The organism is Pseudomonas sp. RIT-PI-S, assembly GCF_025642975.1.
GTDB lineage: Bacteria > Pseudomonadota > Gammaproteobacteria > Pseudomonadales > Pseudomonadaceae > Aquipseudomonas.
Genome location: NZ_JANZKJ010000013.1, coordinates 21,133 through 47,444, shown reverse-complemented (window position 1 = coordinate 47,444; position 26,312 = coordinate 21,133). Strand labels below are relative to the sequence as shown.

The 26,312-nt window shown below is 61.1% G+C and carries 25 protein-coding genes, 2 tRNA genes and 1 pseudogene; 11 read left to right on the top strand and 17 right to left on the bottom strand.

Annotated elements, in window-relative coordinates; all coding sequences use genetic code 11:
- The first annotated feature begins 194 nt into the window (after nt 1-194).
- The 3 genes from OGL93_RS17250 to recX all read left to right on the top strand — a co-directional run bounded on the left by OGL93_RS17250 (nt 195) and on the right by recX (nt 2,363).
- A complete protein-coding gene (locus OGL93_RS17250; RefSeq protein WP_263264027.1) occupies nt 195-695 on the top strand; it encodes a nicotinamide-nucleotide amidohydrolase family protein in 501 nt (166 codons plus the stop codon).
- Nucleotides 696-800: 105 nt separating this feature from the next.
- Nucleotides 801-1,859, top strand: coding sequence for a recombinase RecA (gene recA, locus OGL93_RS17245; protein ID WP_263264026.1), 1,059 nt, complete (start codon nt 801-803; stop codon nt 1,857-1,859).
- 42 nt (nt 1,860-1,901) lie between these two features.
- Nucleotides 1,902-2,363, top strand: coding sequence for a recombination regulator RecX (recX, locus tag OGL93_RS17240; protein WP_263264025.1), 462 nt, complete (start codon nt 1,902-1,904; stop codon nt 2,361-2,363).
- Nucleotides 2,364-2,374: 11 nt separating this feature from the next.
- On the opposite strand, the gene OGL93_RS17235 is transcribed toward recX, so the two are convergent.
- Nucleotides 2,375-3,442, bottom strand: coding sequence for an LOG family protein (locus tag OGL93_RS17235; RefSeq protein ID WP_263264024.1), 1,068 nt, complete (start codon nt 3,440-3,442; stop codon nt 2,375-2,377).
- A gap of 206 nt (nt 3,443-3,648) precedes the next feature.
- Nucleotides 3,649-4,059 (bottom strand): quorum-sensing-regulated virulence factor family protein, encoded by a 411-nt coding sequence (locus tag OGL93_RS17230; protein WP_263264023.1) that lies wholly within the window; start codon nt 4,057-4,059, stop codon nt 3,649-3,651.
- Between the two features lie 181 nt (nt 4,060-4,240).
- Between OGL93_RS17230 and OGL93_RS17225 the strand changes: the two genes are divergently transcribed.
- On the top strand, nt 4,241-4,924 hold the full coding sequence (locus OGL93_RS17225; RefSeq protein WP_263264022.1) for a tRNA-uridine aminocarboxypropyltransferase: 684 nt from the start codon (nt 4,241-4,243) through the stop codon (nt 4,922-4,924).
- Between the two features lies 1 nt (nt 4,925).
- Here OGL93_RS17225 and OGL93_RS17220 read toward each other — a convergent pair whose 3' ends face one another.
- Complete coding sequence (locus OGL93_RS17220; RefSeq protein ID WP_263264021.1) at nt 4,926-5,816, bottom strand: DMT family transporter; 891 nt, start codon at nt 5,814-5,816, stop codon at nt 4,926-4,928.
- 167 nt (nt 5,817-5,983) lie between these two features.
- On the opposite strand from OGL93_RS17220, the gene erdR reads away from it, so the two are divergent.
- Nucleotides 5,984-6,634 (top strand): response regulator transcription factor ErdR, encoded by a 651-nt coding sequence (gene erdR / locus OGL93_RS17215; RefSeq protein ID WP_263264020.1) that lies wholly within the window; start codon nt 5,984-5,986, stop codon nt 6,632-6,634.
- Nucleotides 6,635-6,702: 68 nt separating this feature from the next.
- Nucleotides 6,703-7,071 (top strand): diacylglycerol kinase, encoded by a 369-nt coding sequence (locus tag OGL93_RS17210; protein ID WP_263264124.1) that lies wholly within the window; start codon nt 6,703-6,705, stop codon nt 7,069-7,071.
- On the opposite strand, the gene OGL93_RS17205 is transcribed toward OGL93_RS17210, so the two are convergent.
- The gene (locus tag OGL93_RS17205; protein WP_263264019.1) at nt 7,068-7,994 is read right to left on the bottom strand and encodes a LysR family transcriptional regulator; all 927 of its coding nucleotides are present in this window, start codon (nt 7,992-7,994) and stop codon (nt 7,068-7,070) included. The two genes, OGL93_RS17210 and OGL93_RS17205, sit on opposite strands and share 4 nt — an antisense overlap.
- A gap of 135 nt (nt 7,995-8,129) precedes the next feature.
- Here OGL93_RS17205 and fpr point away from each other — a divergent pair, with 135 nt between their 5' ends.
- Nucleotides 8,130-8,909: a ferredoxin-NADP reductase gene (gene fpr / locus OGL93_RS17200; protein WP_263264018.1), complete on the top strand. Its 780-nt coding sequence runs from the start codon at nt 8,130-8,132 to the stop codon at nt 8,907-8,909.
- A gap of 50 nt (nt 8,910-8,959) precedes the next feature.
- Here the strand turns inward: fpr and tsaA are convergent, their stop codons facing one another.
- The 4 genes from tsaA to rimO form a co-directional block, all read right to left on the bottom strand.
- On the bottom strand, nt 8,960-9,655 hold the full coding sequence (tsaA, locus tag OGL93_RS17195) for a tRNA (N6-threonylcarbamoyladenosine(37)-N6)-methyltransferase TrmO (RefSeq protein WP_263264017.1): 696 nt from the start codon (nt 9,653-9,655) through the stop codon (nt 8,960-8,962).
- 1 nt (nt 9,656) lies between these two features.
- Entirely contained in the window at nt 9,657-10,118 is a 462-nt protein-coding gene (locus tag OGL93_RS17190) for a DUF1456 family protein (protein WP_263264016.1), read from the bottom strand.
- Nucleotides 10,119-10,179: 61 nt separating this feature from the next.
- Nucleotides 10,180-10,647, bottom strand: a complete 468-nt coding sequence (locus OGL93_RS17185) for a GNAT family N-acetyltransferase (protein ID WP_263264015.1) — start codon at nt 10,645-10,647, stop codon at nt 10,180-10,182.
- A gap of 48 nt (nt 10,648-10,695) precedes the next feature.
- Complete coding sequence (rimO, locus tag OGL93_RS17180; protein ID WP_263264014.1) at nt 10,696-12,030, bottom strand: 30S ribosomal protein S12 methylthiotransferase RimO; 1,335 nt, start codon at nt 12,028-12,030, stop codon at nt 10,696-10,698.
- Nucleotides 12,031-12,260: 230 nt separating this feature from the next.
- On the opposite strand from rimO, the gene OGL93_RS17175 reads away from it, so the two are divergent.
- Nucleotides 12,261-14,159 carry a potassium transporter Kup gene (locus OGL93_RS17175; protein ID WP_263264013.1) on the top strand — a complete coding sequence of 633 codons (1,899 nt, stop codon included), beginning with the start codon at nt 12,261-12,263 and terminating at the stop codon, nt 14,157-14,159.
- A 166-nt stretch (nt 14,160-14,325) separates the two neighbouring features.
- On the opposite strand, the gene OGL93_RS17170 is transcribed toward OGL93_RS17175, so the two are convergent.
- The 4 genes from OGL93_RS17170 to OGL93_RS17155 all read right to left on the bottom strand — a co-directional run bounded on the left by OGL93_RS17170 (nt 14,326) and on the right by OGL93_RS17155 (nt 18,788).
- Entirely contained in the window at nt 14,326-15,600 is a 1,275-nt protein-coding gene (locus OGL93_RS17170) for an AcvB/VirJ family lysyl-phosphatidylglycerol hydrolase (RefSeq protein WP_263264012.1), read from the bottom strand.
- The gene (mprF, locus tag OGL93_RS17165) at nt 15,600-18,230 is read right to left on the bottom strand and encodes a bifunctional lysylphosphatidylglycerol flippase/synthetase MprF (protein WP_263264011.1); all 2,631 of its coding nucleotides are present in this window, start codon (nt 18,228-18,230) and stop codon (nt 15,600-15,602) included. The genes OGL93_RS17170 and mprF overlap by 1 nt, the downstream gene beginning before the upstream one ends.
- Before the next feature lie 244 nt (nt 18,231-18,474).
- A tRNA-Met gene (locus tag OGL93_RS17160) sits at nt 18,475-18,551 on the bottom strand.
- 160 nt (nt 18,552-18,711) lie between these two features.
- Nucleotides 18,712-18,788: transfer RNA gene (locus tag OGL93_RS17155), tRNA-Met, on the bottom strand.
- A gap of 173 nt (nt 18,789-18,961) precedes the next feature.
- Here OGL93_RS17155 and dinB point away from each other — a divergent pair.
- The gene (gene dinB, locus OGL93_RS17150; protein WP_263264010.1) at nt 18,962-20,026 is read left to right on the top strand and encodes a DNA polymerase IV; all 1,065 of its coding nucleotides are present in this window, start codon (nt 18,962-18,964) and stop codon (nt 20,024-20,026) included.
- Between the two features lie 75 nt (nt 20,027-20,101).
- On the opposite strand, the gene OGL93_RS17145 is transcribed toward dinB, so the two are convergent.
- From OGL93_RS17145 to OGL93_RS17135, 3 genes are all read right to left on the bottom strand, one after another.
- Nucleotides 20,102-21,049, bottom strand: a complete 948-nt coding sequence (locus OGL93_RS17145) for a hypothetical protein (protein ID WP_263264009.1) — start codon at nt 21,047-21,049, stop codon at nt 20,102-20,104.
- Nucleotides 21,050-21,066: 17 nt separating this feature from the next.
- A complete protein-coding gene (locus tag OGL93_RS17140; RefSeq protein WP_263264008.1) occupies nt 21,067-22,782 on the bottom strand; it encodes a proline--tRNA ligase in 1,716 nt (571 codons plus the stop codon).
- A gap of 120 nt (nt 22,783-22,902) precedes the next feature.
- Nucleotides 22,903-24,261: an OprD family porin gene (locus tag OGL93_RS17135; RefSeq protein ID WP_263264007.1), complete on the bottom strand. Its 1,359-nt coding sequence runs from the start codon at nt 24,259-24,261 to the stop codon at nt 22,903-22,905.
- 742 nt (nt 24,262-25,003) lie between these two features.
- On the opposite strand from OGL93_RS17135, the gene OGL93_RS17130 reads away from it, so the two are divergent.
- Both OGL93_RS17130 and OGL93_RS17125 read left to right on the top strand, forming a co-directional pair.
- Complete coding sequence (locus tag OGL93_RS17130; RefSeq protein WP_263264006.1) at nt 25,004-25,432, top strand: HIT domain-containing protein; 429 nt, start codon at nt 25,004-25,006, stop codon at nt 25,430-25,432.
- Entirely contained in the window at nt 25,429-25,635 is a 207-nt protein-coding gene (locus tag OGL93_RS17125) for a SlyX family protein (RefSeq protein ID WP_263264005.1), read from the top strand. The genes OGL93_RS17130 and OGL93_RS17125 overlap by 4 nt, the downstream gene beginning before the upstream one ends.
- A 9-nt stretch (nt 25,636-25,644) precedes the next feature.
- Here the strand turns inward: OGL93_RS17125 and OGL93_RS17120 are convergent, their stop codons facing one another.
- Both OGL93_RS17120 and OGL93_RS22250 read right to left on the bottom strand, forming a co-directional pair.
- Nucleotides 25,645-25,878, bottom strand: a complete 234-nt coding sequence (locus OGL93_RS17120) for a cold-shock protein (RefSeq protein WP_263264123.1) — start codon at nt 25,876-25,878, stop codon at nt 25,645-25,647.
- 48 nt (nt 25,879-25,926) lie between these two features.
- A pseudogene (locus OGL93_RS22250) lies at nt 25,927-26,247 on the bottom strand (cold shock domain-containing protein membrane protein); the annotation flags it as partial.
- Nucleotides 26,248-26,312: the final 65 nt, after the last annotated feature.

Below are 26,312 nucleotides of genomic sequence, written 5' to 3'. Positions count from 1 at the left end.
GGGGTTTGATTGTTTCATTCGCTTACGGTCGATATAGCTTTCAGCGGCAGAAACCCATAGTGCGGCCTATGTGTGTGCAGCCTGGCAATTCCCGGTTGCGTATTGGTCGTGGACAAGTTTGCGCCGGCGTTGGAAAGTCTTCCCTGCGGCGCCGTAGCTAGCGGCGTTCAAGTTCAGCGTATCGAGGATTTCCGATGGATGACATCACTCACTTGGCTACCAGCCTGGGTAGCCGCCTGCAGGCACTGGGTGCCGCCGTAACCACAGCTGAATCCTGTACCGGTGGCGGCATCGCCGAGGCTATCACCCGGGTGGCGGGCAGTTCCGCGTGGTTCGAGGCAGGCTATGTCACGTATTCGAACCGGCAAAAACAGCGCCAATTGCAGGTTCCTGAAGCCCTCTTCGCCGAGGTTGGGGCTGTCAGCGAGCCGGTAGTGCGAGCGATGGCCCTGGGCGCCAGTCGCCATGCGCAGGCGCGTTTCTCGGTGGCGGTCAGCGGGGTGGCAGGGCCAGGTGGAGGGTCCGAAGAAAAGCCGGTGGGGACGGTGTGGTTCGCTTGGGCTGATGGCGAGCTTCTGTTCACGGAGCGTCGTCAATTCAGCGGCGATCGACACGCCGTGCGCCACCAGACAGTGATCGTTGCCCTACAAGGCTTGCTGGCGCTGGCCAGCGGAGAAAAACCAGGGCGGGGGTAGGCGATCCGCCGAAGGTGTGGAATAATACTGTCTACTTATACAGTTATTGGCCAATGCAGGTCGCGCGCGGCGCGCTGTCGGCCTTGTCGAAATCGTGAGGAATCAATGGACGACAACAAGAAGCGTGCCTTGGCTGCGGCCTTGGGTCAAATCGAACGTCAGTTTGGCAAGGGCGCGGTCATGCGCATGGGCGACCATGAGCGTTCGGCTATACCTGCCATCTCCACTGGCTCGCTCGGGCTGGACATCGCCTTGGGCATCGGCGGCTTGCCAAAGGGGCGGATCGTTGAAATCTACGGGCCGGAATCGTCGGGTAAAACCACGCTGACCCTTTCCGTCATCGCTCAGGCGCAGCGCAATGGCGCTACCTGTGCCTTCGTCGACGCGGAGCACGCGCTGGACCCTGAGTACGCCGGCAAGCTGGGCGTCAATGTCGACGACCTGCTGGTCTCGCAGCCAGACACTGGCGAACAAGCGCTGGAAATCACCGACATGCTGGTGCGCTCCAATGCCGTGGACGTGATCATTGTGGACTCGGTGGCCGCGCTGGTGCCCAAAGCCGAAATCGAGGGCGAGATGGGCGACATGCACGTGGGTCTGCAGGCCCGCCTGATGTCTCAAGCGCTTCGCAAGATTACCGGCAACATCAAGACCGCTAACTGCCTGGTTATTTTCATCAACCAGATCCGCATGAAAATCGGCGTGATGTTCGGTAGCCCAGAAACCACCACCGGTGGTAACGCCCTTAAGTTCTACGCTTCCGTTCGCCTCGATATCCGTCGCACAGGCTCGGTGAAGGAAGGGGACGACATCGTGGGTAGCGAAACCCGCGTCAAGGTCGTCAAGAACAAGGTATCCCCTCCGTTCCGTCAGGCTGAGTTCCAGATTCTGTACGGCAAGGGCATCTACCTGAACGGTGAAATCATCGACCTCGGCGTAGCCAATGGTTTCATCGATAAATCGGGTGCCTGGTATGCCTACCAAGGCAACAAGATTGGCCAGGGCAAAGCCAACGCAGCGAAATATCTTGAGGAAAATCCCGAGGTCAAGGCTGCGCTGGAGAAGCAGATTCGCGACAAGCTGCTTAACAGCGGAGCCGCGCCTGAGCCGAAGAAAGGCGCCGTGGCGGCTGATGAAGTAGTCGACGCCGAAAACGACTTCTGATTTGGCACTCGGTAAGCACAGGGCAGGACCGCGGCAGGTCACATGGCAACCATAGCCCTCGATACAGCGGTTGCCGTGCGTCGGGCCGCAATGGATCTCCTGGCGCGCCGTGAGCATGGGCGTGTTGAGTTGGAGCGGAAGCTTCGACAGCGGGGCGCACCTGCTGAGCTCATCGCCCCCGCGCTTGATCGTCTTGCCGAAGAAGGGCTTCTCTCAGAGGCCCGCTATCTTGAAAGCTTTATCAATTACCGTGCCCGCTCCGGCTATGGCCCCGCGCGTATCCGTGAGGAGCTGACGCAACGAGGTTTATCCCGTTCAGACGTGGATGAGGCCCTCCGTAGTTGTGGTTTCGATTGGGCATCGTTACTTCGCGAAGTATGGCAGCGTAAGTTCGCAGGCGAACTGCCGATGGATACGAAGGAACGGGCTCGGCAAACCCGTTTCCTTCTGTATCGAGGTTATTCAATGGACCTGATCGGCCGGCTCATGAGCGGTCGCGACTGAATTGAGGTCGCCTACGCCCAATGTTCCGGAACGTTGATGAAGTCTACCAATTCTCTTAGCCGGCCTTGATTGCGGCCATTGAAGGCAAATGTCAGCCTGGCCAAGTGATACAACTCGGGTTCGTCCGCATGTTCAGGGGCAGACACATGCTGCTCGAACGAGCCGCTCAGCTTCAGGTCTTTGAAAGCTGCGTCGAGTTGAGCAAGTGCTTCACTGTTCAATGGGCGACGCATGCGAACGATGAATAGGTTCTTGAGCCACCGGGTGGAATGGAAGTTAGCGTAGAAGCGATTGATTTCCTCTACCGCCTCTTCCGCGCTGTACACCAGGCGCATCAGCTTCAAGTCACTGGGCAAGATGTAGTGATTGGCTTCCAATTGCTCGCGGATAAAGGTCAGCGCACCCTCCCAGAAAGTACCGCCCGGTGCATCCAGCAGAACAACTGGCACCAGAGGGCTTTTGCCGGTCTGGATCAGCGTGAGCACTTCCAGTGCTTCGTCCAGGGTGCCGAAGCCGCCGGGGCAGAGCACCAGGGCGTCAGCTTCCTTGACGAAGAACAACTTGCGCACAAAGAAGAAGTGGAACGGCAGCAGGCGGTCCGTGCCGTCTACGATCGCGTTGGCATGCTGTTCGAACGGCAGGGTGATGTTGAAACCCAGGCTGTGTTCACGCCCCGCGCCTTCATGCGCCGCAGCCATGATGCCACCGCCTGCGCCTGTGATGACCATGAGGTCTGCCTGAGCAAGTGCTTCGCCCAATGCTTGCGCCAGCGCATACACAGGATGCTCACGCGGCGTGCGGGCCGAGCCGAATACGGTAACTTTACGCCGGCCCTTGTGGGTTTCCAGAATGCGGAATGCATGATCGAGTTCACGCAAGGTCTGGAGAACGATCTTGGCGTTCCAGCGGTTGCGGTCTTCTTGTGCCATGCGCAGGACCGTCAGCAGCATGTCTCGATAAAGAGGGATATTCGGGCTGTCCGGCGCTAGCCGGGCAAGTTGGGATTCAACGGCTTCCAGCATGTCTTCGCCGTTGGCTTTGAAGTGATTCGTGAGGGACTCGTTTGGCTGGTAGGGCATGCAACCTCTCCTTCGACTTCAGGACGGCTGCCCGATGCGCTAACCGGGGCAGCGCCAAGGGTGCGTTTATCCCGGTTCAAGCCCCCGAGGATGATCGCACCAAGCTGTGATTGATCACTGGTCGATCATCTCTGGGGGAAACGTACTTCGCAACCGGATTTTGCCAAACAGGCAGAAGCAGACAGCCGTACAAAGGCAAGGATGGATCAGGGCTTTTTACCGCAATCGGCAGCGGTATAGCGCTGGGTCGTAACAGGTTTCTTGGTTTTATATTCGGTGAAGTCGTAGCGCATGACCGCACCTTGGGCCATCAGCTGCTGGTAGCCCGGGTTACGGCAGACGCTCGCCCCTAGCTGCAAGTAAACGTCTCGCGGGTTCTCGCGCATCTTCACTGCATGGCTGGCACGCACCTCAAGATGGTTGATTAGCTCATTGCCCTTGACCGTGTAGCCACTGTCGATAATGTCCTCGTTGATAGCCCGAGGCGTGCCCACGCTGCTTTCCTTCGCTACTTTTTCGAGGGTTTTGGTCAGCTCGTAATTCTGTAGGGAAGCCGCCTGTGCAATGCCTAGCGGCATGGCCAGAAGCAGGGAAACAGCGATGGTGAAGCGTGGCATGAAACCTCCTCGATCAGATGGCGCCCCAGGGCGCGAGCCTGTTGGACCGGCCCCGCCCGCCGGTGTTCCGGCCGGGGCAGGGCAGTATATACCCCGGTGGAACCCTGTGTGGAACGAGGCAGGCGCGCTCATAGCAAGGCGCGATGATAGAATGCATCTTTGCCTTCCAACGGGCCGCCACATGTCCCATGCCGTTTTTCGCCTGCGCGCCGAGCGCTTGGCGCGCAGTACCCGGCCCTTTATTGCCAGAGGTTCGAAAAGCCCTCGCTGCCCGCGCTGCCGAGTTCTCCCAAGCCATTGCCTGTGCGCTCTGCAACCCATGGTAGCGAGCGATGTGGGTGTATGCCTGCTGATGCATGACGTGGAGGCACTCAAGCCGACCAATACCGGCTGGCTGATTGCCGATGTCGTGACTGATACCTTCGCCTTTGGCTGGCAACGGACTCAGGTGGAGTCGCAACTGCTAACGCTGCTCGCTGATGAGCGTTTCCAGCCTTACCTGGTATTTCCCGGTGAGTTCGTCGAACCGCAGAGCCGCGTGGTCAGTGAAGTATGCCCGGTGCCCGGCAAGCGGCCGTTGTTCATCCTGCTGGATGCGACCTGGACCGAGGCGCGAAAAATGTTCCGCAAAAGCCCTTATCTGGACCGTTTCCCCGTGCTCAGCCTGGCGCCGGAAGAGATTTCCCGCTACCGCTTACGACGCTCGCGCCGGGATGACCACTTTTGCACGGCTGAGGTAGCAGCGATGTGCCTGGGGCTGGCGGGCCAAACCCAAGCCGCTGAAGCCCTGGACCGCTGGCTGGACCTGTTCAGTGCTCATTATCTTGCCGCCAAGCGCGGCTTGCCGGTGCCCAGCGCGGGGTAGCTCAGGCTGCCACCGGGTGTGACCTCGACGGCCATAGCTGAGCGACCAGCATGCCGGCCAGCATCACGGCACAGCCCAGGTAACCGCGGGGGCTGAGCACCTCGCCCAGGCACAGGGTTGCGGCAATGGCCGCAAATACGGCCTCGAGCGAGAAGATGATAGCGGCATGGGAGGTAATGGCATGCCGCTGGGCAATGACCTGCAAGGTATAACCCAAGGCCGCGGCAACCATGCCGCCGTAGGCTACAGCCGGCGCCGCGGCAAGTATCGCCTGGCCATCCAGCGGCTCGAACAGCAGCGCCAGGGCAAGGCTGGCTAGTGCGCACACCGCGAACTGAATAAACGCCAGGCGGATCACGTCATACCGGCTGGCAAAATAGCCCACAAGCAACACATGGCCGGCCCACACGAATGCCCCGACCAACTGCAGCCAATCCCCGGCAGCGACTTCGAAGTGCTCATTGACGCTGAGCAGATACATGCCTGCAACGGCAAGGCAGGCACCGAGCCAAGTGCCGGCGCCAGTCGCCTGCCCAAGCAGCAAGCTCACAGCCGGCACCACGATCACATACAGGCCGGTGATGAATCCGGCATTGGTGACGGTGGTGAATTGCAGCCCAAACTGCTGCAGGTTGATCCCTAGGGCTAACGCCAAGCCCATGGCAGCACCGGCGGCCCATTGCCCGCGAGGCTGGGCAACTGACCTTGATAGCTGTCGGCCGCGCCAATAAAGCAGGGGTAGCAGGCAGGCCGAGCCCAGCGCGAAACGCAAGCCGGAATAAAGGAAGGGGCCAATGTGCTTCATGCCCGTAGTCTGCGCAATGAACCCGGACCCCCAGATCATCGCGGTGAGCAGCATCAACAGGTCAGCGCGTAGGGCTTGGCGTTGCATCATTCGATCCTTGAACAACCAGGGGGCGAACTCTGCCCTAGTGCAGGCAACTTGACCACCCCCGCTTGCCTCGGCATGCTTGGCGCCGGTTCAGCTGCGGCGAATCGCCACGTCAGGCCGCGCTGTCGCCGCCGTGCCTTGCCCGTTCACACAGGACCCCGCACCTGATGCCCAGCCACGACATTCTGATCGCCGATGACCACCCGCTTTTTCGCAGTGCGCTGCGTCAGGCGCTGACCTTGGGGCTTGGTCCCTCGGCGAGGGTGTCGGAAGCCGAAAGCATTGCCGAGCTCGAAGCCCGGCTGGCGCAAAAGGACGACTGGGACCTGGTATTGCTCGACCTGAACATGCCAGGCGCCTATGGGTTTTCCGGCCTGGTGCTGCTGCGGGGGCAATACCCCCAGGTGCCTGTGGTGATGATATCCGCCCAGGACGAACCCTCCGTGGTGGTGCGCGCGCGCGAGTTCGGCGCAAGCGGCTTCATCCCCAAGTCGAGCTCGCTGGAAGTCATTCAGGAGGCCGTGCAGGCAGTATTGCAGGGCGATGACTGGTGGCCGGCACAGGCATTCGAGCCGGTCGAGGTCAGCGCGCAGGCGCGCGCGGCGGGAGAGGGGCTGGCTAGCCTCACACCGCAACAGTTCAGGGTGTTGACCATGGTCTGTGAAGGCCTGCTGAACAAGCAGATCGCCTTTGAGCTGGGAGTATCGGAAGCGACGATAAAGGCCCATGTGACGGCGATCTTCCGCAAGCTTGGGGTACGCACCCGCACCCAGGCGGCGTTGCTCTTGCAGCAGTTGGCCTCGGTGGCCGGCGGCTGAAAATGAGCCGCGCGGCAGCTGCATCGCCCGCGTTCATCAGGTAAGGTGCAGCACCCCAACCGTAGGGCCTGTTCATGTCACCTTTCAAGGGCCACAGTGGCCTGAAACGAATCTTCAACGCCGCCGGGTACTCCTTCGATGGCTTGCGCGCCGCGTTCACCGGCGAAGCGGCGTTCCGCCAGCTCGTATTGCTCAACGTGATACTTATCCCTGTGAGCTTTTTGCTGCCCGTCAGCCGGGTCGAACGGGCCGTGATGATCCTCGCCTGCCTGGTGGCCTTGATCGTCGAGCTGCTTAATTCCGCAATCGAAGCCACCGTGGACCGCATTTCCCTAGAGCGCCATCCGTTGTCCAAGAACGCCAAGGACATGGGCAGCGCCGCACAATTCGTAGCTCTCGGGCTGATTGGGGCGGTGTGGGCGGTGATCCTTCTTTAGGCGACCGGCTGCAGCACGATCTCGTCGCTGCGCCGTACCCCCGCGGTAAACGCCCGGCACAGTTCGAGAAACTCGCGCATGGCGCACGTTTGGTACTTCTGTTTGTGCCAGATGAAAAAGAACTGCCGGGCCAGGTCCAGCTCGGGGGTGGCGATATGCACAAGGCTGCCCCGGCGGAAGGCATCGCGCAGGGCCAGACGAGACACGCAACCGATCCCCAGGCCGGATTCGACCGCGCGCTTGATCGCCTCGGTATGCTCCAGCTCGAGCCGTACGTTGAGCATCGAGCGATGATGACGCAGTGCCTGGTCGAAGGTCAGGCGCGTGCCTGAACCCTGTTCGCGAAGGATCCAGGCTTCGCTGACCAGCTCTTCCACGCGGGCCTCACCCTTGGCTGCCAAGGGGTGGGATGGCGAGCAGAACACCGCCAGCTCATCCTCCACCCAGGGCTGGACGGCGATGTCCCCATGGTGACAGTCGCCCTCGATCAGTCCCAGGTCCAGCTCGTGCTGGGCAACCTGTTGCACGATATGCGCGGTGTTATGAACGTGTAGCTTGACCTGGCTTTCCGGGTGCCGCTGCATGAAACTGCCGATCAGCAGCGTCGCCAGGTAGTTGCCGATGGTCAAGGTAGCGCCCACCGCCAGGGAGCCGAAGCCAGACTTGCCGTTGAGCAGGTCTTCGATTTCCTTGGCCTGATCGAGCAACGCCACGGCCTTGGGCAGCAACTGATGACCCAACGCGTTCAGGCTTAGCCGTTTGCCGGCTCGATCAAAAAGTTGGCAGCTGGATTGGCGCTCCAGCTCGGTAATTGAAGTGCTAGCAGCCGACTGGGACAATGCCAGCATGGACGCTGCACGGGACACGCTTTCTTGTTGGGCAACCGCTACGAAAACCTGCAACTGTCTTAAGGTGAATCGCATATCTATATAACCGATTAGGTATATCTTGATAATTCATTTAACAGATATTGTCGCTGCCACTAGAATACCGCGCAACCATGCCGCAGTGCCGGCACCTGCCAGGCAGGGTACCGAGTTTTCAGGAGTCTTTCTTCAATGAGCAACTTCAACCACGAGCGCGTGCTCAGTGTTCATCACTGGAACGATACCCTGTTCAGCTTCAAGTGCACCCGCGATCCAGGGCTGCGCTTCGAGAATGGGCAATTCGTGATGATCGGCTTGCAACAGGCCACCGGCCGGCCGCTGATGCGCGCTTACTCGATCGCCAGCCCCAATTATGAAGAGCATCTGGAGTTTTTCAGCATCAAGGTCCAGGACGGCCCGCTGACCTCGCAGTTGCAGCACTTGAAGGAAGGCGACGAGATCCTGATCAGCAAGAAGCCTACCGGCACCTTGGTGCTCGATGATTTGCTGCCCGGAAAGCACCTGTACCTGTTGAGCACCGGCACTGGCCTTGCACCTTTCATGAGCGTCATCCAGGACCCAGAAACCTACGAGCGCTTCGAAAAGGTCATCCTGGTGCATGGCGTGCGCTACGCCAACGAAGTGGCCTATCACGAGTTCATCACCGAACACCTGCCGCAGAACGAATACTTCGGTGAGTCTCTGCGTGACAAGCTGATCTACTACCCCACGGTTACCCGTGAAGACTTCCGCAACAAAGGCCGGCTCACCGACCTGATGCGCAGCGGCAAGCTATTCGCGGATATCGGCCTGCCGCCAATCAACCCGCAAGATGACCGGGCCATGATCTGCGGTAGCCCCAGCATGTTGGACGAAACCAGCGAAGTGCTGGATAGCTTCGGCCTGAAGATCTCCGCGCGCATGGGTGAACCGGGCGACTATCTGATCGAGCGTGCCTTCGTCGAGAAATAGCCCCCGTTGCGCTACGAAGAGCCGCCCCGCCGTAAGGCCGGGCGGCTTTTTCATGCCTGCGCCACGACCTCCAACACCCTGATGGTATCGACGGTTGGATAGTGCCAGCGCACCTCCACGTCCCACAGCCGGACCCCATAGTGGCGCTCGGGCGGCGGAACTTGATAGGCCGGCCGCGGATCCTGTGCCAGACATTGCTCGATCAGTTCCACCAGCGGTTCGCCCAGGCGGTGGGCATGCTGGTGGGCCTGTTGCAAGGCTGGCTCGCTCCAGCCCACGGCAACCAGCGCCGGCGGGGCGTCGGCCAAGCGGTTTATCGCGCCCGGGACGTGGTCCGCATAAGGCACATACGGCTTGATGTCGATCACGGGGGTGCCATCGAGCAGGTCGATTCCCGACAGCCAGAGCTTGCCAGGCTCGGCCCGCTCCAGGCGTACCACGGACTGGCCAATGCCATTGGGGCGATGGGTGGCGCGGGTGGCGAAGACGCCGATGCTGCGATTGCCACCCAGGCGGGGCGGACGGACTTTCAGCCGGGGTTGGGATTCGAGTGCCTGATGGAACATGAACAACAGCCAAACGTGACTGACGCCTTCCAGCCCTTCGATCGCCTCGGCCCGGTCATAAGGCGCCAGCAGCTCCAGGCAACCCCGGGCTGCGCTGGCCAGGGCAGGCTGGCGGGGTATGGCGAACTTCTCCTTGAAGCAGGAGCGCACATGGCCGATCGGCATCACGCTGTAGGTCATGTCAGGGGCGCAGCCGGGTCGTCAGGCCCTTGAGGAAGTTGCGCAACAGCTGGTCGCCGCATGAGCGGTAGTTGTCATGCCCAGCCTTACGGAACAAGGCACTGAGCTCGGGCTTGGACACTGGAAAGTCGACGCTGGCGAGGATCTGCCGAATATCGTCCTCACGCAGTTCGAACGCCACCCGCAGTTTCTTCAAGATATCGTTATTGCTTACCGGCAACTGCACCGGCTGCGGTGGGCGGCTTTCATCCTTGCCGCGGCGATGGATCACCAGCCCGTCGAGAAAATGGCCCATGACCGCGTCCGGGCAGCGGGCGAAACCAGCTTCTTCTTCTTTTTTAAGGTAGGTACGCAGCGCTTCGATAGGGACGTCCAGGCCGCCGAGCTTGATGATGTCGACGAGTTTGCCGTCGCTGATATTGAGCAGATAGCGCAGGCTGCGCAGTACATCGTTGTGAATCATGAGTGGTCACAAGCCCTTGGGCGAAAAAACGCATAGTGTACCCGTCGCCGCCGGGGCGCGCTCAGGCCGAGCGCGCGGGCCGGGCCGTCAGGCGCAGGTGCAGGAGAGGGAATGGCTGGCCCATGCCATCGAACGCGCTGCGCCCGACAACCTCGAAGCCTTGGCTGAAATAGAAGCCGATTGCCTGGGCATTTTGTTCGTTGACGTCCAGCGCCTCGGCGTTCAGATGTTCTACGGCGTACCAGAGCAAGCGCTTGCCCAGCCCCTGGCCGAGGAACAGCGGGTCGATGAACAGCATCTCCACCCGGCCCGCTGCAACCCCCGCAAAGCCGACGATCCGCTTGTGCTGATCGCGCACGCAGATGAGCATCACAACGTCCAGGTAGCGTTCCTGCATCAGAACCCGGAGTTCGTCGATGTATTCAGTAGGCAGGAAGGCGTGGGTCGCACGCACCGATGCTTCCCAAACCCTAAGAAGCTCCGGGTAGTCTCGAACGCTTGGCGTACCGATCGAAAAGGGCGCTGGCATGGCTCTGGTCTCCTTGACACCTGCCAGCACACTATAGACGCCTTGTAGTCAGAGCGCCGTTGCCCAGAGGTCGTACTCGTCGGCCTCGGTTACTCGGCACAGGACCTTGTCGCCCGGCCGCAGCGGTCGGTCGGCTTCCACATACACGTTACCGTCGATCTCCGGGGCATCGTAGAAGCAGCGGCCGATAGCGCCTTGCTCGTCCACTTCGTCGATCAGTACTTCGATTTCGCGGCCTACGCGGGTTTGCAGGCGCGCGGCGCTGATCGCCTGTTGGTGCGCCATGAAGCGATCCCAGCGGTCCTGCTTGACTTCATCGGGCACCGGGTCGGCCAGTTCGTTGGCCGGCGCGCCGTCCACCGGCGAATACTGGAAGCAGCCCACGCGGTCGAGTTGCGCCTCGCTGAGCCAGTCCAGCAGGTACTGGAAGTCTTCCTCGGTTTCGCCGGGGAAGCCGACGATGAAGGTGGAACGGATCACCAGCTCGGGGCACAGCTCGCGCCACTTCTTGATGCGTGCCAGGGTCTTGTCTTCAAACGCTGGGCGCTTCATCAGCTTGAGCACTTTTGGGCTCGCATGCTGGAAGGGGATGTCCAGGTACGGGAGGATCTTCCCGGCCGCCATCAACGGGATCAGCTCGTCCACGTGCGGGTACGGATACACGTAGTGCAGGCGGACCCATACGCCAAGGGTGCTCAGCGCCTCGCACAGTTCGGTCATGCGGGTCTTTACCGGCTGGCCGTTCCAGAAGCCGGTACGGTACTTCACATCGACCCCGTAGGCGCTGGTGTCCTGCGAGATCACCAACAGTTCCTTGACCCCTGCCTTCACCAGGCGCTGCGCTTCATCCAGCACGTCTCCTACCGGGCGGCTGACCAGCTTGCCGCGCATGGACGGGATGATGCAGAAGCTGCAGCTGTGGTTGCAGCCTTCGGAAATCTTCAAGTACGCGTAGTGGCGCGGGGTGAGCTTGATCCCTTGCGGCGGCACCAGGTCGATCAGCGGGTTATGGTCCTGGCGCGGGGGCACCACTTCATGGACCGCCGTCACGACCTGTTCGTACTGCTGCGGGCCGGTGACGGCAAGCACGCTTGGATGCACGTCGCGGATGGCGCTTTCTTCCACGCCCATGCACCCGGTGACGATCACGCGGCCGTTTTCGGCGATGGCCTCGCCAATCACTTCGAGCGATTCGGCCTTGGCACTGTCAATAAAGCCACAGGTGTTGACCACCACCACGTCGGCATCCTGATAGGTGGGGACGACCTCATAGCCCTCCATACGCAACTGGGTCAGGATCCGCTCCGAATCCACCAGAGCCTTGGGGCAGCCCAGGGAAACGAAGCCGACCTTCGGGGCGGCGGGCGCGGTGACAGTAGACATGGCTAACCTCGGTATGGGGCGAAGCCGAAGGTTCGCCCGGTTGCGCGCTGGGCGCGTCTGATCAAAAAGTGCGCAATTCTAGCGATGCAGGCGCCGCAATGCCAGCGTTAAACGGGGGAAATACGACCAGCGCTGCGCTATGCTTCGCCCCCTCGCGGGTTTGTAAAAGCTTGAAAGAAAAAACACCGCTCGGTAATCGCGGCCGGGATAAAGGGTAGCAGGAGAGGTTAATGGTTCAGGCAAGCAGTGAGGCAGAGAGCGGCCATGCCGTCGCGAAGCCACTGAGCATGGTGGTGGCGGCAGTCGGCGTGGTGTACGGCGACATCGGTACCAGCCCTTTATATACCCTTAAGGAAGTGTTCACCGGAGGTTACGGCGTCACTGTCACCCACGAGGGCGTGCTGGGCGTGTTATCCCTGATTTTCTGGGCGCTCATCTGGGTGGTCTCGATCAAGTACGTGTTGTTCGTGCTTCGGGCGGACAACCAGGGCGAAGGCGGAACCATGGCACTGCTCTCGCTGGCGCGCAGGGCGGTAGCTGGATTTCCACGGCTCACGTCTGTACTGACCGCCTTCGGGCTGGTGGGCGCGGCGTTGTTCTATGGCGACAGCATGATCACCCCGGCGGTATCGGTACTGTCCGCGGTGGAAGGGCTGGAGCTTGCGTTCGACGGGGTGGAACGCTGGGTCATCCCCATCGCCTTGATCATCCTGATCGGCTTGTTCGTGCTGCAAAAGCACGGCACCGCCAGCATCGGCAAGCTCTTCGGGCCGATCATGGTGTGTTGGTTCCTCGTGCTCGCTGCCTTGGGCGTACTGGGCATCTCCGCGCACCCTGAAGTGCTGCATGCGATCAATCCGGTATGGATGCTGCGCTTTTTCGCCAGCCACCCGGGCATTAGCGTCGCCGTGCTCGGCGCTGTGGTCCTGGCGCTGACCGGCGCCGAGGCGCTCTATGCGGACATGGGGCACTTCGGCCGCAAGCCGATCGCTCGTGCCTGGTTCGCGTTGATCCTGCCGGCGCTGGTGCTCAACTACTTCGGCCAGGGCGGGCTGCTGCTGGACAATCCTGAAGCCGCGCGCAACCCGTTCTTCCTGTTGGCGCCAGGCTGGGCGCTGATTCCCCTAGTGGGCTTATCGACCATGGCTACCGTGATCGCGTCCCAGGCGGTGATCTCCGGAGCCTTCTCGCTGACCCATCAGGCGATCCAGCTCGGCTACATCCCGCGCATGCACATCCAGCATACGTCCAGCAGTGAGCAGGGCCAGATTTACATCAGTGCGGTGAACTGGATGCTGATGGTCGGGGTGATCCTGCTGGTGCTGGGCTTCGAATCCTCGAGCGCGCTGGCCTCGGCCTATGGCGTGGCAGTGACCGGCACCATGCTCTGTACCACGGTGCTGCTGTCGGCGGTCATCCTGCGGCTGTGGAAGTGGCCACCGGTGCTGGCGGTGCCCTTGCTGTGTAGCTTCCTGATGGTGGACATGCTGTTCTTTGCCGCCAACGTACCGAAGATCGTCCAGGGCGGCGCCTTCCCGGTACTGGCTGGTAGTGCCTTGTTTATCCTCATGACCACCTGGAAGCGCGGCAAGCAGTTGCTGGTGGAACGGCTCGATGAAGGCAGCCTGCCGCTGCCGATCTTCATTGGCAGCATTCGCGTGCAGCCGCCTTTCCGGGCGCAGGGTACGGCGGTATTCCTCACCGCGCGCCAGGATGCGGTGCCCCACGCACTGCTGCATAACATGTTGCACAACCAGGTGCTTCACGAACAGATCGTGTTATTGACCGTTCTCAGTGAAGACCGCCCGCGGGTGCCGGCGCAAGACCGGGTAGAGGTCGAAGCTTATGGCGAGGGCTTCTACCGGGTGATTTTGCACTACGGCTTCATGGACGAACCCGATGTGCCAGGAGCCTTGGCGCTGTGCCAGCTGGAAGATCTGGACTTCAGCCCCATGCGCACCACTTTCTTCCTGAGCCGGGAAACCATCATCCCGTCGAGGCTGCCGGGCATGGCCCGCTGGCGAGAGGGGTTGTTCGCGTTCATGCTGAAGAACGCCAATGGCAACCTGCGCTTCTTCAGGCTGCCGTTGAACCGGGTGATCGAATTGGGGACCCAGGTAGAGATGTGATGCCTGCGCTTTGTAGGGGACTGTGCGAAGCCCGCGAATCCGGGCTCGCCGGCCCCGCCTCGTGGCCTGATAGGCCGTGTTCGCGAGCTGGCGTTCGCGCTACACCGGGCAAGTAGCGTCCCAGGTTCGCAAGCGTCGTGGAAGCCTGCGAACCCAGGCCAACGGTTTAGTTGGCCTTGCGCTTGTTGATCGCTTCGATCAGCCGTTGCGCCAGGGCAGGGTAGTTCTCGTCGAAGTGGTGCCCACCGGGCAGTTGTAGCTTTTCCCCGGTGTCGGTGGCTTCGGTGCAGCCGCTTTCGTCGGCCTCTTCAGCGCCGTATACACACAGCACTTTTGCCCCAGGCACCTTCGCCAGCTCCACGCCGGTGGGGGCTTCCTTGCCTTCCTGGCCTAGCCAGCCTTCTACCTGGATTTCGAAGCTGCCGCTGCGGGCGAAAGCCAGCAGGATCATGCTGTCGACCCGGCCTTGGTCTTCGGCGGGCAAGCGGTTGTAGATAGCGGGCAGCACGTCCGCGCCGAAGGAATAGCCGGCGAGCACGAAGCGCTTGGCGCCCCATTTCTGCCGGTAGTACTGCATCAGTTCTACCAGGTCCTCAGCGCTTTCCTCTGGGGATTTATGCTGCCAGTAGTACCGCAGGGTATCGATCCCCACCACCGGGTAGCCGGTCTTGGCCATGTCTTCGGCCACGTCCTTGTCCAGGTCGCGCCAGCCGCCGTCACCGGAGAGGAACAGCGTGACGGTGTCGTTAGGTTGCGTGGAAGGCACCTCGACCACCGGCATTTTCAGGCCCTTGTCGTTTTCGCCCTTCACCGCCTGCGTCAGCTGGGTCTTGAGCAACTGGGGAAGCTTGACGTCGTAGTCGCTGATGCTGTTCTGGGCGTTGTTCTGGCCCCGGACGAACGTCGCGCTGACGTCGTCGGGCCAGTCATTCCAGGCGACCGACCACGTACCGTGCTCGGCCTTTTTCGGCACATCCACCTTGCAATCAGGCTGCTCGAGGGTGAAATCCACCGACACCGCCCGGGCCTTGTCGTTGTTCTGGCCAGCGAGCCATTGCCAGGCCAGCGAAGCGCCCGGGCCGATCCCACCGACCACATCCGGGGCGCTCCCCAATTGCTTGAGGCCGGCGTCGAATGCCTGCTGCTGCGCCACGCAATCCTGCTTGGGAAGCACCACCTGAAGAATGCGCGCTGCGCCCGTGCGGCTAAGATCGGTCAACTGCCGCTCGCTCATCGCTTGGTCCGCTGGCACGGCCACGGCCATCACTATCCGCGCCCGTTGCCCCGGCGTTACCAGCGTGGCATCGCTGCCATCACCGAGCTTCACCGCTTCTGCGGTGGCTGGCGGAACAGGCCGGGTGGCCCACCAGAAGCCTGCAGCGGCCAATGCGATCACGATCAACAACACAATCAGCGCCAGGCGCCAGTAACGTCGAATCATCAGCGTTTCACCAATCCAGTCAAGCCGCCCGCGATCAGGGCGGCGGTGTCAGCCAGCGCCACGAGCGGATCGAGGCCCGCCGGCACGGCCATGTAGCGAGGCTCCCAGTCAGGCTGGAACTTGTCCTTGAACCGGCGAAGCCCCTGGAAGTTGTAAAGCTGCTCGCCGCGGCGGAACACCATTGAGCCCAAACGCTGGGTGAGGGGCGCGCCTCGCCGTGGCTGCAGCCCGGAAAGCGGCACCATGCCCAGGCTGAAGCGGCCATAGCCAAGGGTTTTGTAGTGCTGGATCAGCCCTACCATCATGAATTCCATGGTCAGTTTCGGCGCCTCCGGGTGCGATCTCATCAGGTCCAGGCTGGCCAGCTCATGACCGTTGGTCTCAAGCAGGTTGGCGAACGCCACGGGGCGCCCTTGGAAATGAATGATCACAATCCGGAAGTGCTTGAGGTACTCAGGGCTGAAGCGGCCGAGGGAGAAGCCTTTTTCCCGCACATTCTTACCTGATAACCAAGCGTCGGAGATGACTTTGAGTTCATCCAGCGGGGCGGTGCCTGGCTCATAGATCTCCATGCTCAGCCCGTCGCGCGTGCCGCGGTTCCAGGTGTAGCGCAGGTCTTTCATTTCCTTGCCCTTGGCTTCCAGATCGAAGCGGCGCAGGTCTACCCGAGCCTCCTCCCCCAGCTTGATCGCGGTCAGGCCGATATCCATGTAGAAGGGGAGGTTCTCCGCGCGCACTTGGTAGAACACCGGGCGGGCGTGGTGGAAATCGCACAGGTCGCGGAACTGCCAGATCATCTCGGCCCGCGGCTGGGTCGGGCCGATCGGATCATAGAGCGCGACTAGGCTGCGCCCGCGCCGGGCATACATCAAAAACGCCTTGTCATCGGGATGGAAGAGCAGCGCTTTGTCGCCGGTCAGGGCGAGGCCGCCGTCGGGCTGGTGCGAGGCCATCAGAATGCGCTTGGCGCGCTCCAGTTCCTCGCGGGTCGGCAGATGAATCACCGGCCGAGCCGTACGCAACAGCCAGGTCAACGCCACGATCACCAGCAGCACGGCACTGCCTAGCGCCGAGCGCAGGCCACGCGGAGCGTCAGCATTCAGGGTGAACTGCCACCACAACTGAGTGCTGTAGGGCACATCTTGGTAGGCGAAGAACAGCAGCCAGATCGACGCCCCGACCACACAGGCCGCCGCCATCAAGTAAAAGGGTGAGAAGGGCAGTTCCATCAGCCGGCTGGGGCGATAGAACGAGCGCCGGAACAGTGCCAGCAGGCTGGCCGTCAGCACAAGGATGCTGGCCTCTTCCCAATCGAAGCCTTTGAGCAGCGACAGCAGGGCACCGGTCAGCAGCAGGATCATGGTGAGCATCCAGGCAGCCGACAGGCGCCGACGCAAGCCCTGAGCGAGCAGCAGGCAGAGCACACCGATCAGGCTGGCGGCGAAGTGCGAGGCGTCGATCAAGCGGTGCGGGATCAAAAAGCCCATGTGCTTAAGGCGTGTGTCGATCTCCGGCGTGGCGCCAGAGAACAGCAGCACCATGCCAGACAGGAACACCAATACCGCAAGAATAGGCGCGGCCAGCCCGGAGGCCACCCGGATAGCCTGGCGTGCGAACAACAGCCGCCGCGCTTCAGTCGCCAGCAACAACAGGCAGGCGAGCAGGAACGGCAGCATCACGTAGATCAGCCGATACAGCAGCAGCGCGGCCGCCAGCGGCGCGGCGCCCAGCTGGTTGGCGAACGCCGCCAGCAAGATGGCCTCGAACACGCCAACACCGCCTGGCACATGACTGAGTACGCCCGCAGCCAGGGCCAGCAGGTACACCAGCAAGAAAGCGCCAAAAGGTGGCGCCTCTGGGAGCAGGCTATAGAGCACGGCGGCGGCCACCGCCACGTCGAGGGCAGTGATTGCCAGTTGCAGCAGGCACAACCGCAGCGAAGGCAGGCGCAAGCTGCCGCGCCCGGCACGAACGATCAGATTGTGGGTGAAGGGTTGCACCGGAGTACGCCTGCGGTACACGCCGACCGCCAGGCCTATGGCCAACAGCAGGATCGCTACGGCAACCACGCCCAGAATGGCCGGATGTACGCCCAGCGCCGTCGAGGCGGCCGAGAGGTCGCTCAGGCAGGCCAAGGCCGCCAGCGGCGGTAGGGCACACCCGAGGGACAGGCTTGCGAACAAGGTCATCCGCGCTACTTCCGCGGGGCCCACGCCTTCACGGGAGTACAAGCGGTAGCGTACCGAGCCGCCCGACAGCAGCGACAGCCCCACCGCATTGCCGATTGCGAAGGCGGTGAAGCCGCCCAACAGCAGCGATGGAGGCTTGAGGTTAGCGCCGGCGTAGCGCGCAGCCGACCACTCGTAGCCAAGCAGCACCACGAAACCTACCGCGGTAAAACCCAGGGCGGCCAATAGCGCGGAGGCAGGCGTGGCCGCCACGGAATCGTGCAATGCATAGATATCCAGGTCGCGGAGCATCCGCCGGCAGGCGATCAATGCAACCGCGAACATCACCAGGGTCAGGCCAATGCCAAGCGGCTGGCGATACCTGCTCAGTGTTTCCAGCCAGCGCAAGCGCCCGGCGGGAAGAGGTTCAGAAGGTGTTACGGAGTCGTTTACTTCAGGCATTTCAGGGCGCATCAATGACCTCGCCTATTGAGCGCGACAGGATGGAGGTATCTGGCCAACTAACCAATCCCTACTAAATGAAATTTTTGCGAAAACTTCAGGTTCCTGCCCACTCTTCGACCAGACCCCTTGGTCCGGGTGGAAGTTTCATGAAGGGGGTTCGCTGCGACACTGGAGGGGAGGGGCGCGTGAGCCGGCTCGAGACCAAAAAAAAGGCCACTTTTTCAAGTGGCCTTTCTCTGTTTGGTTGCGGGAGCCGGATTTGAACCGACGACCTTCGGGTTATGAGCCCGACGAGCTACCAGACTGCTCCATCCCGCGTCTGTGGTTGCGCATTATAGAGAGGTTTGGCTGCCTGTCAACCTGAATGTGATTCAACTTATGCGGTACGTATATGAATGGCATGCAAAAGAGTTGAGAAAAGGGCGAAGTGTTTTGCAGGCAATAAAAAAGGCCACTTCGAAAAGTGGCCTTTTGGATCTGGTTGCGGGAGCCGGATTTGAACCGACGACCTTCGGGTTATGAGCCCGACGAGCTACCAGGCTGCTCCATCCCGCGTCAGTGGGGTGGATTCTACGCGCACCGCTGCGCCTGTCAATCGTTATTTGGAAAAATATGCTTGTCGTTCAAACATTTACCACCCGCGCTGGGTGTATACCCCGCTGATCGAAGGCAACGCTTGGTAAAAGACTGTATATTCATTCACCTGTATCCATAAGTTTCGGTCAGTAATGGCGCAGCGGAAAATCCTTCATATCGACTGTGACTGCTTTTATGCAGCCATCGAGATGCGTGACGATCCGCGCCTGGCAGGCAAGCCTCTTGCGGTTGGGGGGTCTGCCGACCGGCGTGGGGTCATCGCTACCTGCAATTACGAGGCGCGGGCCTATGGCGTTCGCTCGGCCATGTCTTCGCGCCACGCGCTTAAACTGTGCCCTGACCTGACCATCGTGCGCCCACGCTTTGAGGCGTATAAGGAAGCGTCACGGGAAATTCACGCGATCTTCCAACAATACACCGAGCTGATCGAGCCACTTTCGCTGGACGAAGCTTATCTGGACGTCACCGATTCACCGCACTTCCATGGCAGTGCCACGCGTATTGCCCAGGCCATCCGCCATGACGTAGCCCGGCGGCTGCACATCACCGTATCCGCAGGCGTTGCGCCAAACAAGTTCCTTGCCAAGATCGCCAGCGACTGGCGCAAGCCCAATGGGCTTTTTGTAATTACGCCTGGCGACGTGGAAGCATTCGTGGCGCAGCTGCCGGTGGCCAAGCTGCACGGCGTGGGCAAGGTAACCGCAGACAAACTGGTGCGCTCGGGAGTAGAGCGCTGCGCAGACCTGCTCGAATGGTCTCGGTTGAACCTGATTCGCGAATTTGGCGGCTTTGGCGAGCGCCTGTATCAACTGGCTCGGGGCATTGACGATCGGCCGGTGCATGTGGACAGCCGGCGCCAATCCGTGAGTGTGGAGAACACCTACGATCAGGACTTGCCCAGCCTGGAAGCGTGCCTGGACAAGCTGCCCGAACTGATGGAAACCCTGGCCGGGCGGCTGCAACGGCTGGACGACAGCTACCGGCTGGGCAAGCCCTTCGTGAAGGTCAAGTTTCACGATTTCACCCAGACCACCTTGGAGCAGGCCAATGCCGCCAGGGATCTGCACAGCTACCGCAGCTTGCTCAGCCAAGCCTATGCCCGTGGCAACAGGCCGGTGCGGCTGCTAGGGATTGGGGTGCGCCTGCATGACTTACGCGGTGCCCTGACTCAGCTGGAGCTTTTTGGGGACCTGTAGGCGGGGCCGCGGCGAATCAGATTGCCAACGCACCTCGCCCTATTGGTAGGAATGGCGCGCAGGCATCGCCCGCTTCTACAACCCTTGATCCACCGTGCGAGCACCGGGGCCCTTGGCCAGGGCCTTGATAAAGTCGTGCTGCAACTCGGGGTCGTTGCGGGTGAGTTCTACCAGGCTTTGCTGCAGCTCGTTGGCTTCGTCCTCCAGCCCCAGCTGTGCCAGCCGCTTGACCCGGTAAACCCACTGGCTCACTTCATCATCTTCGAGGTCGTCATAGATCAAGCCATGTGCTTCGGCGACCTTGGCACGCAAGGCGGGCGCCAGTTGCAGGGTCGCGTCGGCCCGGGAAGTGCCATCATCGTCCTTCACTGCCAGCACCAGCCGGTTTACCCGCTGCATGTCCTGGTCGGCGAAGGGTGCATCCAGCAGGTTCAGCCGCAGGTAGCCCTTGCGGTCGGTGTTGAGTGCGTACACCTGCGTGCCGGCAGTGACCTCCACCGGCTTTTCGACCCAAGGCTCGGTAACGACTTCCTGCCGTTTATCCTTCTGTATTTCGTCGATACCAGCCAGATTTTGTTCTGCGCGGCCGTTGGACTGCGCGTTCATGAACGGGTTGATCCCGGCGAAACCGTAATTGATCCACCCGTAGGTGACGTTTTCCGGAAGGCGCCCGAGCGCCACCACGTTAACGGCATTGGCTGCTATGCCGGCCACGATCGCAACCGCGCCCAGCGGTACTTCATAAAGCTCCCGCCAGGGCTGATACGGCGTATAGCGGTCGTAGCGGCGGGTTACCTCGAAATCAGTGACCTCGAAAGTGGCTTGCTCACTCACCCGCACACGCCGCTGGGGCTGGTCCAGCAGCGGTTCTCCGGCGTCTATCAGCAGTTGATGGTCGACCGGTTTGCGCTCGGTGCGCTCCTCGTGTTCGCTGCGTTGCGACATTTGGTTGGCGCAGCCCGTGAGAAGGCAGGCGCCGCATATCGCGGCGCCCCCGAGCAGCAAAAGACTTCGTGTAGACATGAACGCTTACTCGATGATCAACGGCCCAGGCGTGCCCGCAGGAAGGGCAGCACCTCGGCGATATCCAGGCTTTGCACTTCGCTTTCAGTACGCTGCTTGTACTCAAGCTTGCCCTCTGCGAGGGAACGATCGCTGATGACGATTCGATGCGGTACGCCGATCAGCTCCATGTCGGCGAACTTGATGCCAGGGCTGGTTTTCTTGTCGCGATCGTCGAGCAGCACCTCGAAGCCCGCGGCCGTCAGCTCGCGGTAGAGCGCGTCCGTGGCTTCGCGAACCTGCTCCGTCTCGTAGCGCAGGGGCACCAGGGCTACCTGGAACGGCGCCAGGGTGTCGCTCCAGATGATGCCGTTGGCGTCGTGGTTCTGCTCGATGGCGGCGGCTACCACACGGGACACGCCGATGCCGTAGCAGCCCATGGTCATGGTGACCGGCTTGCCGTTTTCACCCAGCACCTGGGCTTTCATCGCATCACTGTATTTGGTGCCGAGCTGGAAGATATGCCCCACTTCGATGCCACGCTTGATTTCCAGGGTGCCTTTACCGTCCGGGCTTGGGTCGCCTTCGACCACGTTGCGCAGGTCCGCGACTTCCGGCAGCGGCAGGTCGCGCTCCCAGTTCACGCCAAAGTAGTGCTTGTCGTCGATGTTCGCGCCCACGGCGAAGTCACTCATCATGGCAACCGAGCGGTCGATGATGCAGGGCAGCGGCATGTTCAGTGGGCCCAGAGAGCCGGCGCCCGCGCCGATCGCGTCGCGCAGTTCGGCTTCGCCGGCCATTACCAGTGGGCTGGCGACCAGAGGGTGGTTGCCGGCCTTGATTTCGTTGAGCTCATGGTCGCCGCGTATGACCAGTGCCACCAGCTTGCCCGCTTCGGCGGCGTGAACGACCAGGGTCTTCACAGTGCGTTCGATAGGCAGGGCGAAACCTTCGACCAGCGCTGCGATCGTTTTGGTGTTGGGGGTGTCGACCAGGCGCAGTTCCTCGCTGGCCGCGGCACGCTCGGCTTCCCGAGGCAGTGCTTCGGCCTTTTCGATGTTGGCTGCGTAGTCCGAGCCGTTGCTGAACACGATGTCGTCTTCGCCCGAGGACGCCAGCACATGGAATTCATGCGAGCCGGCGCCGCCGATGGAGCCGTTGTCGGCTTCGACCGGGCGGAAGTTGAGCCCCAGGCGGGTGAAAATGTTGCAGTACGCCTGATGCATACGGTCGTAGGTTTGCTGCAGCGATGCCTGATCGGCATGGAAGGAGTAAGCGTCCTTCATGATGAATTCGCGGCCACGCATCAGGCCGAAGCGGGGGCGGATTTCATCGCGGAATTTGGTTTGGATTTGATACAGATTGATCGGCAACTGTTTATAGCTGTTGAGCTCGTTGCGGGCGATGTCGGTGATGACCTCCTCATGGGTAGGGCCGGCACAGAACTCGCGGTCATGACGGTCTTTGAGGCGCAGCAACTCGGGGCCGTATTGTTCCCAGCGGCCAGACTCCTGCCATAGCTCGGCGGGTTGGATGCCTGGCATCAGCACTTCCAGGGCGCCCGCGGCGTTCATCTCTTCGCGCACGATAGCCTCGACCTTGCGCATCACCCGCAGGCCCATCGGCAGCCAGGTGTACAGGCCGGAGGCGAGCTTGCGAATCATGCCCGCGCGCAGCATCAGCTGATGGCTGATGACCACCGCGTCGGACGGGGTTTCTTTCAGTGTGGCGAGCAGGAATTGACTGGTGCGCATGGTAGGCCGTGTCGGTTGCTGAATTCGTATTGAAGCTGGGCATTGTACGGAGCAAGCGCCGCCAATGAAAAGCCCGGCGCGGGGGCCGGGCTTTTCAGGCAAAGCGTACCGCTGGGTCGATTACAGGATCGAGATCGGGTAGTCGACGATCAGGCGGAACTCTTTTACGTCGCCGTCTGCTTGGTCGGCGTTGCCAGTATGCCAGGCTTGGCGGATGCGGAAGGACAGGTCCTTGGCTGGGCCAGTTTGAACCACATACTTGGCTTCCAGGTTGGTTTCGTGGTGGTCGCCATCGCTGCCATAAAGGGTGCCGTTGACAACACCATTTTCGTCATGGGTGACATAGGCGCCGGACAGGTCTGCCCCCGAACCGTCGATGTCATAGCCGTACGCGTAGCGGGCCATGAAGCTCAGACCAGGAACGCCGTAGGAGGCCAGGTCCAGGTTGTATTGCAGCTTCCAGGATTTCTCGCCAGGGGCGTTGAAGTCCGAGTACTGAATGGAGTTAGCCAGGAAGATCGAGTCGCCACCGCGGTTGTTGTCACCCACACCGATATAGTCGAACGGGGTGTCGCCGTTAACCTTCTGGAAGGACAGGGTCAGTGTCTGGCCTGGCAGGAAGGCGTAAGCCGCCGACAACGAGTAAGTGTTGTTGTCAATTTCACCAGCTTTAGAGCTGCCTTCATCGGTGGTGCGGTAGTAGTTGACGTCGAAGGTCAACGATTGGTCGCCAGCCAGCGGCAGAACATAGTTCACGTTGCCGTAGTATTGGTTCCAGATATCTTCAAGCTTGGAGCCATATACGCCAACGCTTAGTTGGTCGTTGAATGCGTAGCGGCCACCCAAGTAGTCGGCGCTCTTGGCGGAGACGCCTGCGTAGTTGGCCCACAGCTCACCATCATGGCTGGTGTCGTTCTGGCTGGTGCCTGAGTAGAAATGCCCGGCCTCGAGGTCCAGGCCCGTCACCTCGCTGCTCATCAAGGTGATACCGCTGGCGGTTTGCGGAACCAGGCGGCTACCACCTACTGCGAAGACAGGGCTGGTGCTTGGCTGTTGGTCGCCAATTTTCAGCATGGTCTTGGAGATACGGAACTTAGCAGCGGCGCCGACCTTCCCATAGTTACTATGGTTGTCACCGTCGGAGTCCACGGTCAGGTTGGTTGAGCCAGAGTATTTATCTAGGCCCCACAGGCGTAGACCGCCGTAGGCAAACGCATCAACGCCCACACCGACGGTGCCGGTGGTGAAGCCGGAGCTGAACACACCGTGGATGCCTTGGGTCCAGTCACGCTGGTCGTGACCACCGTTCTTGTTGTCACGGTTGAAGTAGTAGTTGCGAAGCAGCAGGTTCAGTGTGCTGTCTTCAACAAAGCCTTTGGCTTCGGCCTGGTCGCTGACGAAGGCTTCAGCCATTGCCAGTTGCGAGGTCGCCGCCGCGGTTACTGCCAGTGCGATTGCGCTCCACTTCATCACTTTCATCGTGACTTGCTCCTTTGGTTTTAGGAAGAGTACTGCCGGCCGCTTGGTTTTTATTCAGGTCGGCTCTTTCTTTTTAGTGAGGCGTAACCTACATCACGCCCACGTTGTCCTGCGATACGGCTGCTCGGGTTCTTCGAGAAATGCCGGCTGGCGTGTCGCTTTTAACCTCCTGCATGTCGTGTTCGCTCGCCTAACCGGTTCACGGTCCGGGAGGTGAGCGTCTTGGCGAAGCATATTGCAACAAGTGTGCAAACTTACCTCGCCAGCTCACAAAATTTTCACTTTTCTGCTCAAAGCAGCGAAAAGCCCCGAAATCACTGGGTCCAGCCCTCGGGTGCATGTGGTTGACAGGCCCTGCGCTTTAAGATGGTGCTCCGCCGCTCCTAACCAAAGTGTTACCTTAATCACGTTACCCTTTGATGGCGAAGGGTTATAGCGCACCTTTAAAAGCCGGCATGTGCATTTATGGTGCGAAAAGTAGCACTGGCGCTTGGAGAGGCTAGCGCAAAGTTGCCGCTTGGCAAGCGTGCTGCTCCTCTACCTAAGGATTTGCGATAAAGGTTGGCGCCCCATTGGATGGCGTCGCGGTTTAATCATAGCAACGTACATCGCGGCCGCTTCGTTTTGGTGCGTCGTCGCGCGGCGCCGAACCAAGCCGGGGCGGGCCAGCCGCCGACATTTATAGGCTCAAGCGGTATGCTTGGGCATTGCCATCAAGGCACTATCCATAGGAGGCCAGCCTTTGTTCGAACTCGACCCCCGCTTGCAAGCCGATACCTGGGTGCTGGGGGACTTTCCCCTTTGCCGGCTGCTGCTCAGCCGGGACGCCAACTATCCATGGCTGATCCTGGTGCCGCGCCGGCCCGGCATTACCGAAGTCTTTGAGCTGAGCGAGGCTGACCAGGCCCAGCTGGCCGTGGAAACCGGGCGCCTGGCGGAGGGCCTCAAGCATGCGCTTGGGGCAGACAAAATGAACGTAGCGGCCTTGGGCAACGTCGTCGCCCAACTGCATGTGCATGTGATCGCCCGCTACTGCGCGGATGCTGCCTGGCCCGCGCCCGTATGGGGCAGGGTGCCCGGCACGACGTATGAGCCAGCTCGGCTCGAGGCGCTGAAGGATCAACTCAAGGCCCTGCTGGGCAGCGACTTCACATGGGTGCAGGCGGGATGAGCGTCGAGAATCGTGTTACAGAACTGGAAACCCGTCTGGCATTCCAGGACGACACCATCCAGGCGTTGAACGAAGTGCTGATAGATCAGCAACGTCAGTTGGAGCGGTTAGGGTTGCAGCTGGCTCAGCTGACGGAGCGCTATCGGGAGCTGGCGGGGCAATACGGGGAGGCGGGCGACGAGCCGCCGCCCCCGCATTACTGAGAGCAGTGCTCAGCGGCCCGGGGCGGCCGCCACTACATCTTCGGCCTGCAGGCCTTTGTCGCGGTTCATCACCGAAAACTCCACGCGCTGGCCTTCGACCAATACGCGGTGACCTTCACCGCGGATGGCCCGGAAGTGGACGAAGATATCGTCGCCCGAATCCCGGGAAATGAAGCCGAAGCCCTTGGATGTATTGAACCACTTCACGGTACCCGTATCGCGGTTGCCGCCGGTGAATGTCACCGGCGCGGCCGACACGTACTTCTTTGGCCGGCTGGCTGCCAACTGCAACACGACTGCGGCAAGCATCGACAGCAAGCCCAGCCATACCGCGGGTTCGCCAGCCACCAGCGGTAGGGGAGCATATAGCACCAGCGCTTGCAGCACGGCCGCCAGTACCAGCAGAGCGCTGACAAAGCCCTGCAGGGTTTGCCGCGGATTATGTTTCCATTGCGGAATCAAGGGCGCGAACAACAGGTTGCTCAGGCCGATAAAGGCCAGATGAAAAGCATCGGTTTGAGAAAGGTAAGGCAAGGCACCCGGCATCACGCCGGGTAGGGCAGCCAGCAGTACTGCGCCCGCGCCTGTAAGGAGATGAACGGTTTTCAACATATTTATGACTCACATTTTTCTAGAGGATCAAGAAGCGCTGATCCCTCACAGTGCACGTGTGCGGT

Coding starts and splice junctions, on each gene's coding strand:
- OGL93_RS17250 (WP_263264027.1), top strand. CDS start 195: ATGGATGACATCACTCACTTGGCTACCAGCCTGGGTAGCCGCCTGCAG.
- recA (WP_263264026.1), top strand. CDS start 801: ATGGACGACAACAAGAAGCGTGCCTTGGCTGCGGCCTTGGGTCAAATC.
- recX (WP_263264025.1), top strand. CDS start 1,902: ATGGCAACCATAGCCCTCGATACAGCGGTTGCCGTGCGTCGGGCCGCA.
- OGL93_RS17235 (WP_263264024.1), bottom strand. CDS start 3,442: ATGCCCTACCAGCCAAACGAGTCCCTCACGAATCACTTCAAAGCCAAC.
- OGL93_RS17230 (WP_263264023.1), bottom strand. CDS start 4,059: ATGCCACGCTTCACCATCGCTGTTTCCCTGCTTCTGGCCATGCCGCTA.
- OGL93_RS17225 (WP_263264022.1), top strand. CDS start 4,241: ATGTCCCATGCCGTTTTTCGCCTGCGCGCCGAGCGCTTGGCGCGCAGT.
- OGL93_RS17220 (WP_263264021.1), bottom strand. CDS start 5,816: ATGCAACGCCAAGCCCTACGCGCTGACCTGTTGATGCTGCTCACCGCG.
- erdR (WP_263264020.1), top strand. CDS start 5,984: ATGCCCAGCCACGACATTCTGATCGCCGATGACCACCCGCTTTTTCGC.
- OGL93_RS17205 (WP_263264019.1), bottom strand. CDS start 7,994: ATGCGATTCACCTTAAGACAGTTGCAGGTTTTCGTAGCGGTTGCCCAA.
- fpr (WP_263264018.1), top strand. CDS start 8,130: ATGAGCAACTTCAACCACGAGCGCGTGCTCAGTGTTCATCACTGGAAC.
- tsaA (WP_263264017.1), bottom strand. CDS start 9,655: ATGACCTACAGCGTGATGCCGATCGGCCATGTGCGCTCCTGCTTCAAG.
- OGL93_RS17190 (WP_263264016.1), bottom strand. CDS start 10,118: ATGATTCACAACGATGTACTGCGCAGCCTGCGCTATCTGCTCAATATC.
- OGL93_RS17185 (WP_263264015.1), bottom strand. CDS start 10,647: ATGCCAGCGCCCTTTTCGATCGGTACGCCAAGCGTTCGAGACTACCCG.
- rimO (WP_263264014.1), bottom strand. CDS start 12,030: ATGTCTACTGTCACCGCGCCCGCCGCCCCGAAGGTCGGCTTCGTTTCC.
- OGL93_RS17175 (WP_263264013.1), top strand. CDS start 12,261: ATGGTTCAGGCAAGCAGTGAGGCAGAGAGCGGCCATGCCGTCGCGAAG.
- OGL93_RS17170 (WP_263264012.1), bottom strand. CDS start 15,600: ATGATTCGACGTTACTGGCGCCTGGCGCTGATTGTGTTGTTGATCGTG.
- mprF (WP_263264011.1), bottom strand. CDS start 18,230: ATGCCTGAAGTAAACGACTCCGTAACACCTTCTGAACCTCTTCCCGCC.
- dinB (WP_263264010.1), top strand. CDS start 18,962: ATGGCGCAGCGGAAAATCCTTCATATCGACTGTGACTGCTTTTATGCA.
- OGL93_RS17145 (WP_263264009.1), bottom strand. CDS start 21,049: ATGTCTACACGAAGTCTTTTGCTGCTCGGGGGCGCCGCGATATGCGGC.
- OGL93_RS17140 (WP_263264008.1), bottom strand. CDS start 22,782: ATGCGCACCAGTCAATTCCTGCTCGCCACACTGAAAGAAACCCCGTCC.
- OGL93_RS17135 (WP_263264007.1), bottom strand. CDS start 24,261: ATGAAAGTGATGAAGTGGAGCGCAATCGCACTGGCAGTAACCGCGGCG.
- OGL93_RS17125 (WP_263264005.1), top strand. CDS start 25,429: ATGAGCGTCGAGAATCGTGTTACAGAACTGGAAACCCGTCTGGCATTC.